Annotated in this window: 9 protein-coding genes; 4 read left to right on the forward strand and 5 right to left on the reverse strand. The window is 72.4% G+C overall.

The features are described from left to right. Nucleotides 1–149 precede the first annotated feature (149 nt). The 4 genes from ACFYZY_RS09575 to ACFYZY_RS09590 form a co-directional block, all read right to left on the reverse strand. Nucleotides 150–1,799, reverse strand: coding sequence for an alkaline phosphatase D family protein (locus ACFYZY_RS09575; protein WP_388691468.1), 1,650 nt, complete (start codon nt 1,797–1,799; stop codon nt 150–152). A gap of 229 nt (nt 1,800–2,028) precedes the next feature. After that, nucleotides 2,029–2,844, reverse strand: a complete 816-nt coding sequence (locus ACFYZY_RS09580; protein ID WP_388691471.1) for a DsbA family protein — start codon at nt 2,842–2,844, stop codon at nt 2,029–2,031. A gap of 54 nt (nt 2,845–2,898) precedes the next feature. Then, nucleotides 2,899–3,585: a hypothetical protein gene (locus ACFYZY_RS09585; RefSeq protein WP_388691474.1), complete on the reverse strand. Its 687-nt coding sequence runs from the start codon at nt 3,583–3,585 to the stop codon at nt 2,899–2,901. Nucleotides 3,586–3,622: 37 nt separating this feature from the next. Beyond that, nucleotides 3,623–4,981: a DUF2252 domain-containing protein gene (locus ACFYZY_RS09590; RefSeq protein WP_388691477.1), complete on the reverse strand. Its 1,359-nt coding sequence runs from the start codon at nt 4,979–4,981 to the stop codon at nt 3,623–3,625. Between the two features lie 239 nt (nt 4,982–5,220). On the opposite strand from ACFYZY_RS09590, the gene dnaE reads away from it, so the two are divergent. After that, on the forward strand, nt 5,221–8,760 hold the full coding sequence (gene dnaE, locus ACFYZY_RS09595; RefSeq protein ID WP_388691480.1) for a DNA polymerase III subunit alpha: 3,540 nt from the start codon (nt 5,221–5,223) through the stop codon (nt 8,758–8,760). Between the two features lie 93 nt (nt 8,761–8,853). Here the strand turns inward: dnaE and ACFYZY_RS09600 are convergent, their stop codons facing one another. Further along, a complete protein-coding gene (locus ACFYZY_RS09600; protein ID WP_388691483.1) occupies nt 8,854–9,024 on the reverse strand; it encodes a hypothetical protein in 171 nt (56 codons plus the stop codon). Nucleotides 9,025–9,250: 226 nt separating this feature from the next. Here ACFYZY_RS09600 and ACFYZY_RS09605 point away from each other — a divergent pair, with 226 nt between their 5' ends. The 3 genes from ACFYZY_RS09605 (at nt 9,251) to ACFYZY_RS09615 (ending at nt 12,637) form a co-directional block, all read left to right on the forward strand. Then, on the forward strand, nt 9,251–10,570 hold the full coding sequence (locus tag ACFYZY_RS09605; RefSeq protein WP_388691486.1) for an NYN domain-containing protein: 1,320 nt from the start codon (nt 9,251–9,253) through the stop codon (nt 10,568–10,570). Nucleotides 10,571–10,590: 20 nt separating this feature from the next. Next, on the forward strand, nt 10,591–11,571 hold the full coding sequence (locus tag ACFYZY_RS09610; RefSeq protein WP_388691946.1) for an ABC transporter ATP-binding protein: 981 nt from the start codon (nt 10,591–10,593) through the stop codon (nt 11,569–11,571). 241 nt (nt 11,572–11,812) lie between these two features. Further along, a complete protein-coding gene (locus ACFYZY_RS09615) occupies nt 11,813–12,637 on the forward strand; it encodes an ABC transporter permease (RefSeq protein ID WP_388691489.1) in 825 nt (274 codons plus the stop codon). The last annotated feature ends 21 nt before the right edge of the window (nt 12,638–12,658 follow it).

The following is a 12,658-nucleotide window of genomic DNA, read 5'->3' on the forward strand; positions in this document are numbered from 1 at the left end:
TCCGGAGTTTGGGAGGAGTACGTCACATCCCGGGGGCGGAGGCGGGTGGTGTGTCCGGATTCGATCGCCGAAAAACAGCCACCCGCCCCCGCCGTGTGATCTCCCCGAAACAGAGGGGATCATGGCTGAAAATAGACCCCTTGGGGGCCTCAGAGGACCGGCTGGTACACCCGCTCGACACGCTGCGTTCCGCTCGGCGTCCGGTACGAGCGCGCCCAGGCGGTCGTCGCGTCCGGGTCCGCCTTGTCGGAGACCGTGTAGTAGTCCATCTGCGAGCGGGCGGCGGTCACGTCGAGCACGCCGTAGCCGTGGTGGTCCATGTCCACCCACTTCACGTGGCGGTTGGCCGCCTTCACGGCGGTCGCCGCCACCGCGGAGAGCGTCCCCGGCGCCACGCGCAGCAGGTCGTCCAGGTTGTCCGAGGTCACCGAGGTCACGACGAACTCGGTCGCCGCCGACGCCGAGAGGGGGTACGTCGCGGCCTTCACCGGCACGTCGTTGGCCCAGGCCATGTGGATGTCGCCGGTCAGGAAGACCGTGTTCCGGACGCCCCGCGCGATCAGGTGGTCGAGCAGCTCCCTGCGGTCGTCGGTGTAGCCGTCCCACTGGTCGACGTTGACCGCGAGCCCCTCCTTCGGCAGGCCCATCAGTTCCGCCAGCGGCTCCAGGAGGTGGGCGGGCAGGGCGCCGAAGGCGACCGGCGAGATCATCACCGAGGTCCCGACCAGCTGCCAGGCCGCGTCCGAACCCGCGAGCCCGGCCTTCAGCCAGTCCAGCTGGGCGCGGCCGGTGATGCTCCGCTCCGGGTCGTCGACCGCGCCGCTGCCCGCCCGCGCCTGGGCCGACCGGAACGAACGCAGGTCGAGCAGGTGCAGATCGGCCAGTCTCCCGAAGCGCAGGCGCCGGAAGACCGTGCCCTCGGTGGAGGTCCGGACCGGCATCCACTCGAAGTACGCCTGCTTGGCGGCCGCCACCCGGGCCTCCCACGCGCCCTCGGCGCCCGGGGTGTGGTTCTCGGCCCCGCCCGACCAGGCGTCGTTGGCGAACTCGTGGTCGTCCCAGATGGCGATCACCGGGTGCGCCGCGTGCAGTGCCCGGAGGCCGGGGTCCGTCTTGTACTTCCCGTGCCGGGCGCGGTAGTCGGCGAGGGTGACGATCTCGTGGCGCGGCTCGTGGGGCCGCACGGTGTACTTCGCCTCCGGGTAGACGCCGCTCGCGTACTCGTAGAGGTAGTCGCCCAGGTGCAGGACCGCGTCCAGGTCGGCGCGGGCGGCGAGGTGGCGGTAGGCCGAGAAGTGGCCCGCCTCCCAGTTCGCGCAGGAGACGACGCCGAAGCGGACGCCGTCCGGGGCCGCGTCGGCGGCCGGCGCGGTGCGGGTGCGGCCGGCCGGCGAGACGACGCCGTCCGCGGTGAAGCGGAACCAGTACGAGGTGGCCGGGCGCAGGCCCCGGACGTCCGCCTTCACCGTGTGGTCGGTGGCGGCGCCCGCCGTGACCGTGCCGGAGGCGACGACCCGGGCGAAGGCGCGGTCCTCCGCGAGCTCCCAGTCGACCCGGACGTCCGGGCCGAATCCGGAACCGGGCACGGCGCCGGGGACCGGGGTGACGCGGGTCCAGAGCAGGACGCCGTCGGGCAGCGGGTCGCCCGAGGCGACCCCGTGCGGGAAGGCGGCCTGCCCGGTCTCCGCGAGGGCGGGGGAGGCCGCGCCCAGGAGGGCGGGGGCGGTGGCGGCGGTGGCGGCGGCGGCCTTCACGACCGTGCGGCGGGTGGGGGCGAGGGGTATGCGTCGACTGGTCACGGCCAGTCAGATTACTGAGGAGTACGCCCAAGGGGCGGGCGAGAACGGGAAATTCGCCCACTCGTCGTTCCGGGGACGCCTTGCTCCGGGGCGCCCCGGCCCCGGAGCGTCCCGCTCCGGCGGCGCCCGGCTTCCGCGCGCACCCGCCCCCGGCACGCCCCGGCCCCGGACCGGCGGGTCCGGGGCCGGGTGCCGCCGGGGGCCGGGCGCCCGGGAGCGGGGCCGGGCGTCAGGACGCGAGGGCCGCCGTGATCGCCTTGCCGAACTCCTCCGTCGTCATCGGCGGGTTGTCGGTGCCCTGGACCGTCACGGGCTTGCCGTCCATCCTCAGGGACGGCGTGCCCGTGACCCCGCTGTCGTCGAAGGTCTTGGACATCTTCATGGCCCAGGCGTCGAAGGTGCCGTCCTCGACGTGCTTCTTGAACGCGGCGTTGTTCTTGAGCGCCGGCACCGAGTCCGCGACCTCCAGGAGGTAGGAGTCCTCGGCGAACTTGTCCTCGTTCTCCTCCGGGTGGAACTTCGCGGAGTAGAGCGCCGCCTTGTACTTCAGGAACGCCTCCGGGCTCACGTCCAGGGCCGCGCCGAGCGCCGAGAGGGCGTTCTTCGAGCCCTCGCCCGGGGCCGCGTTGTCGATGAAGGTGGCGCCGACGTACCGGATCTTGTACTTGCCCGCCTGGACGTCCTTCTCGATCGTGGAGCCCACGGACTGCTCGAAGGTCGCGCAGACCGGGCAGCGCGAGTCCTCGTACAGCTCCAGGGTCTTCGCGGCGGACGGACTGCCGATGACGACGGTCGTGCCGTTCGCGCCCGAGGTGTTCTTCGGGGCGGTGACGTTCTTCGCCTCCGCCGCCGTCTCCCAGTGGGAGGGCTTGTTGGCCTGCACCACCGCGTAGCCGATGCCGCCGGCGACGGCCAGGACGGCCACGGCCGAGCAGGCGACGACGAGCTGCCGGCGCATCCGGTCCTTCTTCGCCTGGCGCTCGCGCTCCTCGCGCAGTCGCTCGCGGGCGGCCGCCTTCTTGGCCTGGCTGTTGCGTGCACTCATGATCGTGATCTCCGTGGAGGGAAAGGGGAGGGCAGGGGGGACCGCGGGGTCCGCTCAGACGAGGGCGGGACCCGGACGCGGCGGCCCCCGCCGCCCCACGGAGTGCACGAGGAGCCGGACGCGGGAGGGCCGGGGCCGCCCCCCGGGGCGTCCGGCGCGCCGGGGCGCGGGGACGGCGGCGCGGACGAGGGCCACCACGAGCAGCAGCGGCCGGAAGGCGAGGGTCTCCACCGCGCGGACCAGCCGGGCGAGCGCCCGCTCCCCGCCGCGCAGCCAGCAGGCCGCCGAGAACCCGACGCCCACGTGGGTCAGGAGCAGCAGCCACGGCAGCGCCGGGTCGGGGGAGTCGAGCAGGGCGGACGCGCCCCCGCCCTCCGGGGTCACCACCCCGGGCAGCGGCGAGCCCACGGCACCGCCGCAGAAGACCTCCACGCCCACCGACCGCAGCGAGCCGGTGACCGGTCCGCCGGCGAGGCCGTAACAGACCGTCTGGCCGCTGGTGAAGAGGGTGTCGGCCGCCAGCTCCAGGGGGACGAGGAGTCCGGCGATCGGGCCGAGGCCCCGCTCGCGGCCGGCCAGCGCGTACGCCACGGCGAAGACGCCGGCCGCCACCGGCACGACCGTCCCCGCCGGCAGCGGCGCGCCCGAGAGCAGCACGTGGGACGCCACGGACAGCGTCACGACCAGTGCCGTGAAGAACGCCGCCCGCAGCGCCCTCAGCTGCGTCCCTGCCATGTCCATCGTCCAGGAGTGTGCCACGAGGGCCCGTAAGGGGTCTCTAAAGGAAGGCTGTGGAGGGTCCCGCCTGCCCCTGGAGTCCCGGGATCCGGCCGTTGCGGAAGAGGTCCACGAAGATCTGGTGATCGGCCCGCGCCCGGGCCCCGTAGGCGTGCGCGAAGTCCACCAGGAGCTCGGCGAAGCCCTCCTCGTCGGCGGCGATCGCCGCGTCGATGGCCCGCTCCGTCGAGAACGGCACCAGCGAGTGGCCGCTGGAGTCGTCCGCCGCCGCGTGCATGGTCGCCGTGGCCCGGCCCAGGTCCGCCACGGTCGCGGCGATCTCGGCCGGGTCGTCGATGTCCGACCAGTCCAGGTCCACCGCGTACGGCGAGACCTCCGCCACCAGCTGGCCCGCGCCACCCAGCTCCGTCCACCCCAGCCAGGGGTCGGCGTGCGCCTGGAGCGCCCGCTGCGAGATCACCGTGCGGTGGCCCTCGTGCCGGAAGTACTCCCGCACCGCCCCGTCCGTCACGTGGCGGGAGACCGCCGGGGTCTGCGCCTGCTTGAGGTAGATCACGACGTCGTTCTCCAGGGCGTCGCTGTTCCCCTCCAACAGGATGTTGTACGAGGGGAGGCCGGCCGAGCCGATGCCGATCCCGCGCCGTCCCACCACGTCCTTCACCCGGTACGAGTCGGGGCGGGCCCGGCTGGACTCCGGCAGGGTCTCCAGGTAGCCCTCGAAGGCGGCCAGGACCTTGTGGCGGGTGGCCGTGTCCAGCTCGATCGCGCCGCCGCCGCCCGAGAAGCGCCGCTCGAAGTCCCGGATCTCCGTCATCGAGTCGAGGAGGCCGAAGCGGGTCAGCGACCGGGCCCGGCGCAGGGCGTCGAGCAGCGGCCCGCCGGCGGTCTCCAGGGTGAAGCCGGGCACCTCGTCCGCCCCGGCGCCGGCCGCCAGGGCGCGGATCCGCTCCCGGTAGGCGGCGGCGCAGATCCGTACGAGTTCGGTGATCTGTCCGTCACTGAGCGCCTTGGCGTACCCGATCAGGGCGAGCGAGGCCGCCAGCCGCTTCAGGTCCCAGACGAAGGGCCCCACGTACGCCTCGTCGAAGTCGTTGACGTTGAAGATCAGCCGGCCGTGGGAGTTCATGTACGTGCCGAAGTTCTCCGCGTGCAGGTCGCCGTGGATCCAGACCCGGCCGGTCCGCTCGTCCAGGTACGGCCCGCCGTGCGCCTCCTCCTCCAGGTCGGCGTAGAACAGGCACGCGGTGCCCCGGTAGAAGGCGAAGGCGGAGCCGGCCATCTTCCGGAACTTGACGCGGAAGGCCGCCGGGTCGGCGGCGAGGAGCTCGCCGAAGGCGGTGTCGAAGACGGCGAGGATGTGCTCGCCGCGTTCGGCGTCGGTGGGCTGGGGGACCGGCATCGGGGTGCCTCCTGGTACGGGGACGTGCGCGCAGGGTGTTCACGACAAAAGGGACAGGTGTTCTCCGTCTCCCACCGCGCGACCCTAGCCCCCGGGCGCCCCGCCCGGCCCACCCGCCCGACTAGACTCCGACACCGTCCCCCCGGGCTGCCCGCAGCCCGCACCCCGCCCGCCCGTCGCCCGACCGCCACCCCGTACGAGGCGTTCCGGGCCACGCATTCTCCCGGAGGCCCCCCGCCGTGACCAAGCCGCCCTTCACGCACCTCCACGTCCACACCCAGTACTCGCTGCTGGACGGTGCCGCGCGGCTGAAGGACATGTTCGACGCGTGCAACGAGATGGGCATGACGCACATCGCCATGTCCGACCACGGCAACCTGCACGGGGCGTACGACTTCTTCCACTCGGCCAAGAAGGCCGGCGTCACGCCGATCATCGGCATCGAGGCGTACGTCGCCCCCGAGTCCCGGCGGAACAAGCGGAAGATCCAGTGGGGCCAGCCGCACCAGAAGCGGGACGACGTCTCCGGTTCCGGCGGCTACACCCACAAGACGATCTGGGCGGCGAACGCCACCGGACTCCACAACCTCTTCAAGCTCTCCTCCGACGCCTACGCCGAGGGCTGGCTCCAGAAGTGGCCCCGGATGGACAAGGAGACCATCTCCCAGTGGTCCGAGGGCCTGATCGCCTCCACCGGCTGCCCCTCCGGCGAGCTGCAGACCCGGCTGCGCCTCGGCCAGTTCGACGAGGCCCTGAAGGCCGCCTCCGAGTACCAGGACATCTTCGGCAAGGACCGCTACTTCCTGGAACTGATGGACCACGGCATCGAGATCGAGCACCGGGTCCGCGAGGACCTCCTGCGGATCGGCAAGAAGCTCGGCATCCCGCCGCTGGTCACCAACGACTCGCACTACACGTACGCGCACGAGGCCACCGCCCACGACGCCCTGCTGTGCATCCAGACCGGCAAGAACCTCTCCGACCCGGACCGCTTCAAGTTCGACGGCACCGGCTACTACCTGAAGTCCACGGAGGAGATGTACGCCGTCGACTCCTCGGACGCCTGGCAGGAGGGCTGCGCCAACACGCGGCTGGTCGCGGACCAGATCGACACCACCGGCATGTTCGAGGCCAAGAACCTCATGCCGAAGTTCGACATCCCCGAGGGCTACACCGAGGTCACCTGGTTCCGCGAGGAGACCATGCGCGGCATGCACCGGCGGTTCCCGAACGGGATTCCCGAGGACCGCATGAGGCAGGTCGAGTACGAGATGGACACGATCATCTCGATGGGCTTCCCCGGCTACTTCCTCGTCGTCGCCGACTTCATCATGTGGGCGAAGAAGCAGGGCATCGCCGTGGGCCCCGGCCGGGGCTCCGCGGCCGGCTCGATCGTCGCGTACGCCATGGGCATCACCGACCTCGACCCGATCCCGCACGGCCTGATCTTCGAGCGCTTCCTCAACCCCGAGCGCATCTCGATGCCCGACGTCGACATCGACTTCGACGAGCGCAGGCGCGTCGAGGTGATCCGGTACGTGACGGAGAAGTACGGCTCCGACAAGGTCGCCATGATCGGCACGTACGGCAAGATCAAGGCCAAGAACGCCATCAAGGACTCCGCGCGCGTCCTCGGCTACCCGTACGCCATGGGCGACCGGCTCACCAAGGCCATGCCCGCCGACGTCCTCGGCAAGGGCATCGACCTCGACGGCATCACCAACCCCTCCCACCCGCGCTACAGCGAGGCGGGCGAGATCCGGGCGATGTACGAGAACGAGCCCGACGTGAAGAAGGTCATCGACACCGCCAAGGGCGTCGAGGGCCTGGTCCGGCAGATGGGCGTGCACGCCGCCGGCGTGATCATGTCCAGCGAGCCGATCGTCGACCACGCCCCGATCTGGGTGCGGCACACCGACGGCGTCACCATCACGCAGTGGGACTACCCGCAGTGCGAGTCGCTCGGCCTCCTGAAGATGGACTTCCTGGGCCTGCGCAACCTCACCATCATGGACGACGCCGTCAAGATGGTGAAGGCGAACAAGGGCATCGACCTCGACCTGCTCGCCCTGCCGCTCGACGACCCGAAGACCTTCGAACTGCTCCAGCGCGGCGACACCCTCGGCGTCTTCCAGTTCGACGGCGGCCCCATGCGGTCGCTGCTGCGGCTGATGAAGCCCGACAACTTCGAAGACATCTCCGCCGTGTCCGCCCTGTACCGGCCGGGCCCGATGGGCATGAACTCGCACACGAACTACGCCCTGCGCAAGAACAAGCAGCAGGAGATCACCCCGATCCACCCCGAGCTGGAGAAGCCGCTCGAGGAGGTGCTCGCGGTCACCTACGGCCTCATCGTGTACCAGGAGCAGGTGCAGAAGGCCGCCCAGATCATCGCCGGGTACTCGCTCGGCGAGGCCGACATCCTCCGCCGCGTGATGGGCAAGAAGAAGCCCGAGGAGCTGGCGAAGAACTTCACCATCTTCCAGGCCGGCGCCCGGAAGAACGGCTACAGCGACGAGGCCATCCAGGCCCTCTGGGACGTCCTGGTCCCCTTCGCCGGCTACGCCTTCAACAAGGCGCACTCCGCCGCGTACGGCCTGGTCTCCTACTGGACCGCCTACCTCAAGGCCAACCACCCGGCCGAGTACATGGCGGGACTGCTGACCTCGGTCAAGGACGACAAGGACAAGTCCGCGGTCTACCTCAACGAGTGCCGCCGCATGGGCATCAAGGTCCTGCCGCCCAACGTCAACGAGTCCCAGTCGAACTTCGCCGCCCAGGGCGACGACGTGATCCTCTTCGGCCTCTCCGCCATCCGCAACGTCGGCACCAACGTCGTCGAGTCGATCATCAGGACCCGCAAGTCCAAGGGGAAGTACTCCTCCTTCCCCGACTTCCTCGACAAGGTCGAGGCCGTCGTCTGCAACAAGCGGACCGTCGAGTCGCTGATCAAGGCCGGCGCCTTCGACGAGATGGGCCACACCCGCAAGGGCCTGGTCGCCCACCACGAACCCATGATCGACAACGTGGTGGCGGTCAAGCGCAAGGAGGCCGAGGGACAGTTCGACCTCTTCGGCGGCATGGGCGAGGAGACCAGCGACGAACCCGGCTTCGGCCTGGACGTCGAGTTCTCCGACGTCGAGTGGGAGAAGTCGTACCTGCTCGCCCAGGAGCGCGAGATGCTCGGCCTCTACGTCTCCGACCACCCGCTCTTCGGCATCGAGCACGTCCTGTCCGACAAGACGGACGCGGCGATCTCCCAGCTCACCGGCGGCGAGCACGGCGACGGCGCGGTCGTCACCATCGGCGGCATCATCTCCGGCCTCCAGCGCAAGATGACCAAGCAGGGCAACGCCTGGGCGATCGCCACCGTCGAGGACCTGGCCGGCTCCATCGAGTGCATGTTCTTCCCGGCCACGTACCAGTTGGTCTCCACCCAGCTCGTCGAGGACACGGTCGTCTTCGTCAAGGGACGGCTCGACAAGCGCGAGGACGTGCCCCGGCTCGTCGCCATGGAGCTGATGGTCCCGGACCTGTCGAACGCCGGGACCAACGCGCCGGTGGTCCTCACCATCCCGACGGTGAAGGTGACCCCGCCGATGGTCAGCAGGCTCGGCGAGATCCTCCGGCACCACAAGGGCAACACCGAGGTGCGGATCAAGCTCCAGGGCCCGCGCAAGACCACCGTCCTCCGGCTCGACCGGCACCGGGTGACGGCCGACCCGGCGCTCTTCGGCGACCTGAAGGTGCTGCTCGGCCCGTCCTGCCTGGCGGGCTGACCCCCTCCGGCCCGCGCACGCGCAAGGGGCGCGCCCGTCGTCACGGGCGCGCCCCTTTGCCGTACGCGGAGTACGCGAAGGACGGTTGTGGCGTCAGTTGTGGCCGAAGCGCTTCTGACGGCCCTTGCGGGCGACGTCGCTCGGCAGGACCTGGGACGCGCGCTGCGCGGCCTCGGACTCCATCGCCGTCTGCTGGGCCTGCTGGGCGCCGCGCTCGGCCGGGGACTGCTTCTGACCACGGTTCTGGTTGCGGTTCTTGGCCATGGTGATGCCTCCTCAAGGGGATCTAGGGGCCAGGGCCGTTGTCAGACTCACATACGGCATGAAACGCCGCATGTTGGATCATTACGGAACGTAAAAGCCCTGCGGACGGGGCATCCGCCACGCCGATGATCCAGTTCCGGCCGTCAAGCTCCCGGCGGTCGGGCAGACTCGAAGGAAACCCGGAGCAACTTCCGATCCCGAGTCCGACCCCCAGGGCCGAAAGAGGGTGGAACACGTGGACCGCTGCGTCGTCCTGGTGGACGCCGGCTACCTGCTGGGCGCCGCCGCCAGCCTCCTCGCCGGGGAACCGGCCCGTTCCCGGATCACCGTCGACCACGCCGCGCTCATCCAGCAGCTGCGCCAGCGGGCCGAGGCCGAGACCGCGCTGCCCCTGCTGCGCGTCTACTGGTTCGACGGCGCGCCCGACCGGGTGCCCCAGCCCGAACACCGCAGGCTGCGCGTGATGCCCCGGGTCACCGTCCGGCTCGGCGCCCTGACCAGGAGCGAGGGGCGCTGGGCGCAGAAGGGCGTCGACGCGGCCATGCACACCGAGCTGACCGAGCTGGCCAGGAACAGGGCCTGCTCCGACATCGTGCTCGTCACCGGCGACGGCGATCTGCTGCCCGGCCTCATGTCCGCCAAGGAACACGGCGTCGCCGTCCACCTCTGGGCCGTCCAGGCCGCCGACGGCGACTACAACCAGTCCGAGGACCTGGTCGCCGAGGCCGACGAACGACGGGTCCTCGACCGGGTCTGGATCACCCGCGCCGTCCGCGCCAAGGACCTCACCGGGGTCTGCGCGCCCCCGCCCGCCCCGCGCCCCGAGATCGCCGCCATCCTCTCCGCGCCGCTGCCCGAGGCCGCCCTCGCCGCCTCCGCCGAGCGGGCGGCGGAGGCGGCCGCCTCCGGGGGCGCGCGCGACGGGGAACCGGCCCCCTCCGACGCCTCCGGCGACGGCGGCCACCGGCACGCCCGGGGGAACGGGCGCGCCCGCGACGCCGACCAGGCCCCGGCCCCGGGGAAGGGCGTCGTCCCCACCCCCAAGGACCTCGCGGGGCTGCGCGCCCCCCACGCCCACGGCATCGCCACCACCGTGCCGCAGAGCACGAGCGCGCTCCGCTGGTCCTCCGACCGGGGCTGGGTCGAGCGCCCGGCCCCGCTCGGCGAACCGGCCGAGACCGCCTCCCTGCCCACGCTCGCCGCCCTCACCAGCGCCGAGCAGCGCTGGGCCGACCGCGAGGAGGACATCACCACCGTCGGCGGTGACCCGTTCGAGGTCGGACAGGTATTCGCCCGCCGGTGGATGGAACGCCTCCCGGAACAGAGCCACGTCCAGAAGCTCTCCGTCCTCTACCCCCGCATCCCGCACCGCATCGACGGCGAACTCCTCCGCTACGCCGCCCGTTTCGGCCTCCTCGCCCACAAGGACGACCAGATCGACGAGCACGACCGGTACGCGATCAGGGCCGGATTCTGGCGCGAGATCGACGTGCGCGCCGCCGCCGAACACGCCCCCGCGCCCGGAGCGGGCCCGGCGACCCCGTAGGCTCTTCCTCCGTGAGTACGGTGTGCGCGGTGCGGGATCTGGTCAAGACGTACCCCGCCACGCGCGGCAGACGCGGCGCGCCCGCGACCTCCGCCGTGCGGGCCACCGACGGGATCAGCCTCGATGTGCGCGGCGGCGAGATCTTCGGCCTGCTCGGCCCCAACGGCGCCGGCAAGTCCACCCTCGTCCGCCAGGTCACCGGGCTCATGCGGCCCGATTCCGGCTCCGTCGAGCTGCTCGGCCACGACCTGGTGCGCCACCCCGAGCGTGCGTCCCGCCTCCTCGCCCACCTCGGCCAGGAGTCCACCGCCCTGGACGAGCTGACCGTCGCCCTGGCCGCCGAGACCACCGGACGGCTGCGCGGCCTCACCGCCCACGACGCGCGTGCCGAGCGCGACGCCGTCCTGGAGGAACTGGGCCTCACCGCGCTCGCCTCCCGGCCCCTCAAGAAGCTCTCCGGCGGACAGCGGCGGCTCGCCTGCGTCGCCGCCGCCCTCGTCGGACGGCGGCCCGTCCTCGTCCTGGACGAGCCCACCACCGGCATGGACCCCGTCGCCCGGCGCGCCGTCTGGGCCGCCGTGGACCGGCGACGCGCCGAACAGGGCACCACCGTGCTGCTCGTCACCCACAACGTCATCGAGGCCGAGACGGTCCTGGACCGGGTCGCGGTCCTCGACCACGGCCGGGTCATCGCCTGCGACACGCCGGCCGGGCTCAAGGAGCGCGTGGCGGACGAGGTCCGCGTCGAACTGGTGTGGCGCGAGTCGGCCCCCCTCCACCTGCCCGAGGTCGCCGCGCTGCGGGAACGCTCCCAGGAGACCGGGCGGCGCTGGGTCCTGCGGCTCGCCCCCGACGCGGCCCGCGCGGCCGTCGCCACCGTCACCGGGGGCGCCGCCTTCGCCGCCCTCGACGACTTCACCCTGGCCACGCCCAGCCTGGAGGACGTCTACCTGGCGCTGGGCGGGGCGACCGAGGGGGCCGAGGGGCTGGTGAAGGCATGACGACCGCGCTTCCCGCCCCGGCCGCTTCCGCCGGTCCGAACGCCCCCGCCGCTTCCGCCGGTCCGTCCGCCGGTACGGGTCCCTCCGCCGGTACGGGACCCTTCGGTCGTACGGGTCCCTCCGGTCCCTCCGGGGCGGTCCGCCGTCCCGGTTCCCGGGACCCCTCCCGCGCCCCCGGCGCCGGCCGCGTCCCGCACGCGGCCCCCCGCGTTCCGTACGTGACCGTCAGGAGCTGTCCGCAGTGAGCACCGTGCCCGCCGAGGTCCTGCCGGCACCCGCGCCGGCCCGCCGGCCGTACGGCGAGGGGACCGCCGCGCCCCTCGCCCCCCGCGCCCGGCTGCTGCCGTCCATGGCCGCCGTCTACCGCGCCCAGCTCTCCCGGGCCCGCGTCGCCCGCATCCCGCTGCTCTTCGTGGCCACCTTCCAGTCGATCGGGATCATGGTCCTGATGCGCGGGGTCGTCGACGGCGGCTCCGAGGCGCGGGCCGTCGTGGCCGGCTCCACCGTCCTCGTCGTCGCCTTCGTCGCGCTCAACCTGCTCGCCCAGTACTTCGGGCAGCTGCGGGCCACCGGCGGCCTCGACCACTACGCCACCCTGCCCGTGCCGCCCGCCGCCGTCGTGCTCGGCGCGGCCGGGGCGTACGCCTCCTTCACCGTGCCCGGGACCGCCGTCACCGCCGTCGTCGGCTCCGTCCTCTTCGGCCTCCCGCTCGGCCACCTGTGGGTCCTCGCCGCCGTCGTCCCGCTCTCCGGCGCCGCCCTCGCGGGGCTCGGCGCGGCCCTCGGCCTCCTCGCGCCCCGGCAGGAGCTGGCCACCCTGCTCGGCCAGCTCGGCATGTCGGCGGCGCTGCTCCTGGGCGTGCTCCCGGCGGAACGGCTGCCGGGCCCCCTCGGCTGGGCGCGGGACCTGCTGCCGTCCACGTACGGCGTGGAGGCCCTGGCCCGCACCTTCGTCCCGCACCCCGACTGGGCGGCCGTCGGCCTCGACCTCGCCGTCTGCGGCGCGGTCGGCGCGGCCTCGCTCGCGGTCGCCACCCGGGCGTACCGGCGGGCCGTCGTCCGCTGAGGCGGGACACCGGAGCACCTG

The organism is Streptomyces sp. NPDC001744 (assembly GCF_042892575.1).
Classification (GTDB): Bacteria; Actinomycetota; Actinomycetes; order Streptomycetales; family Streptomycetaceae; genus Streptomyces.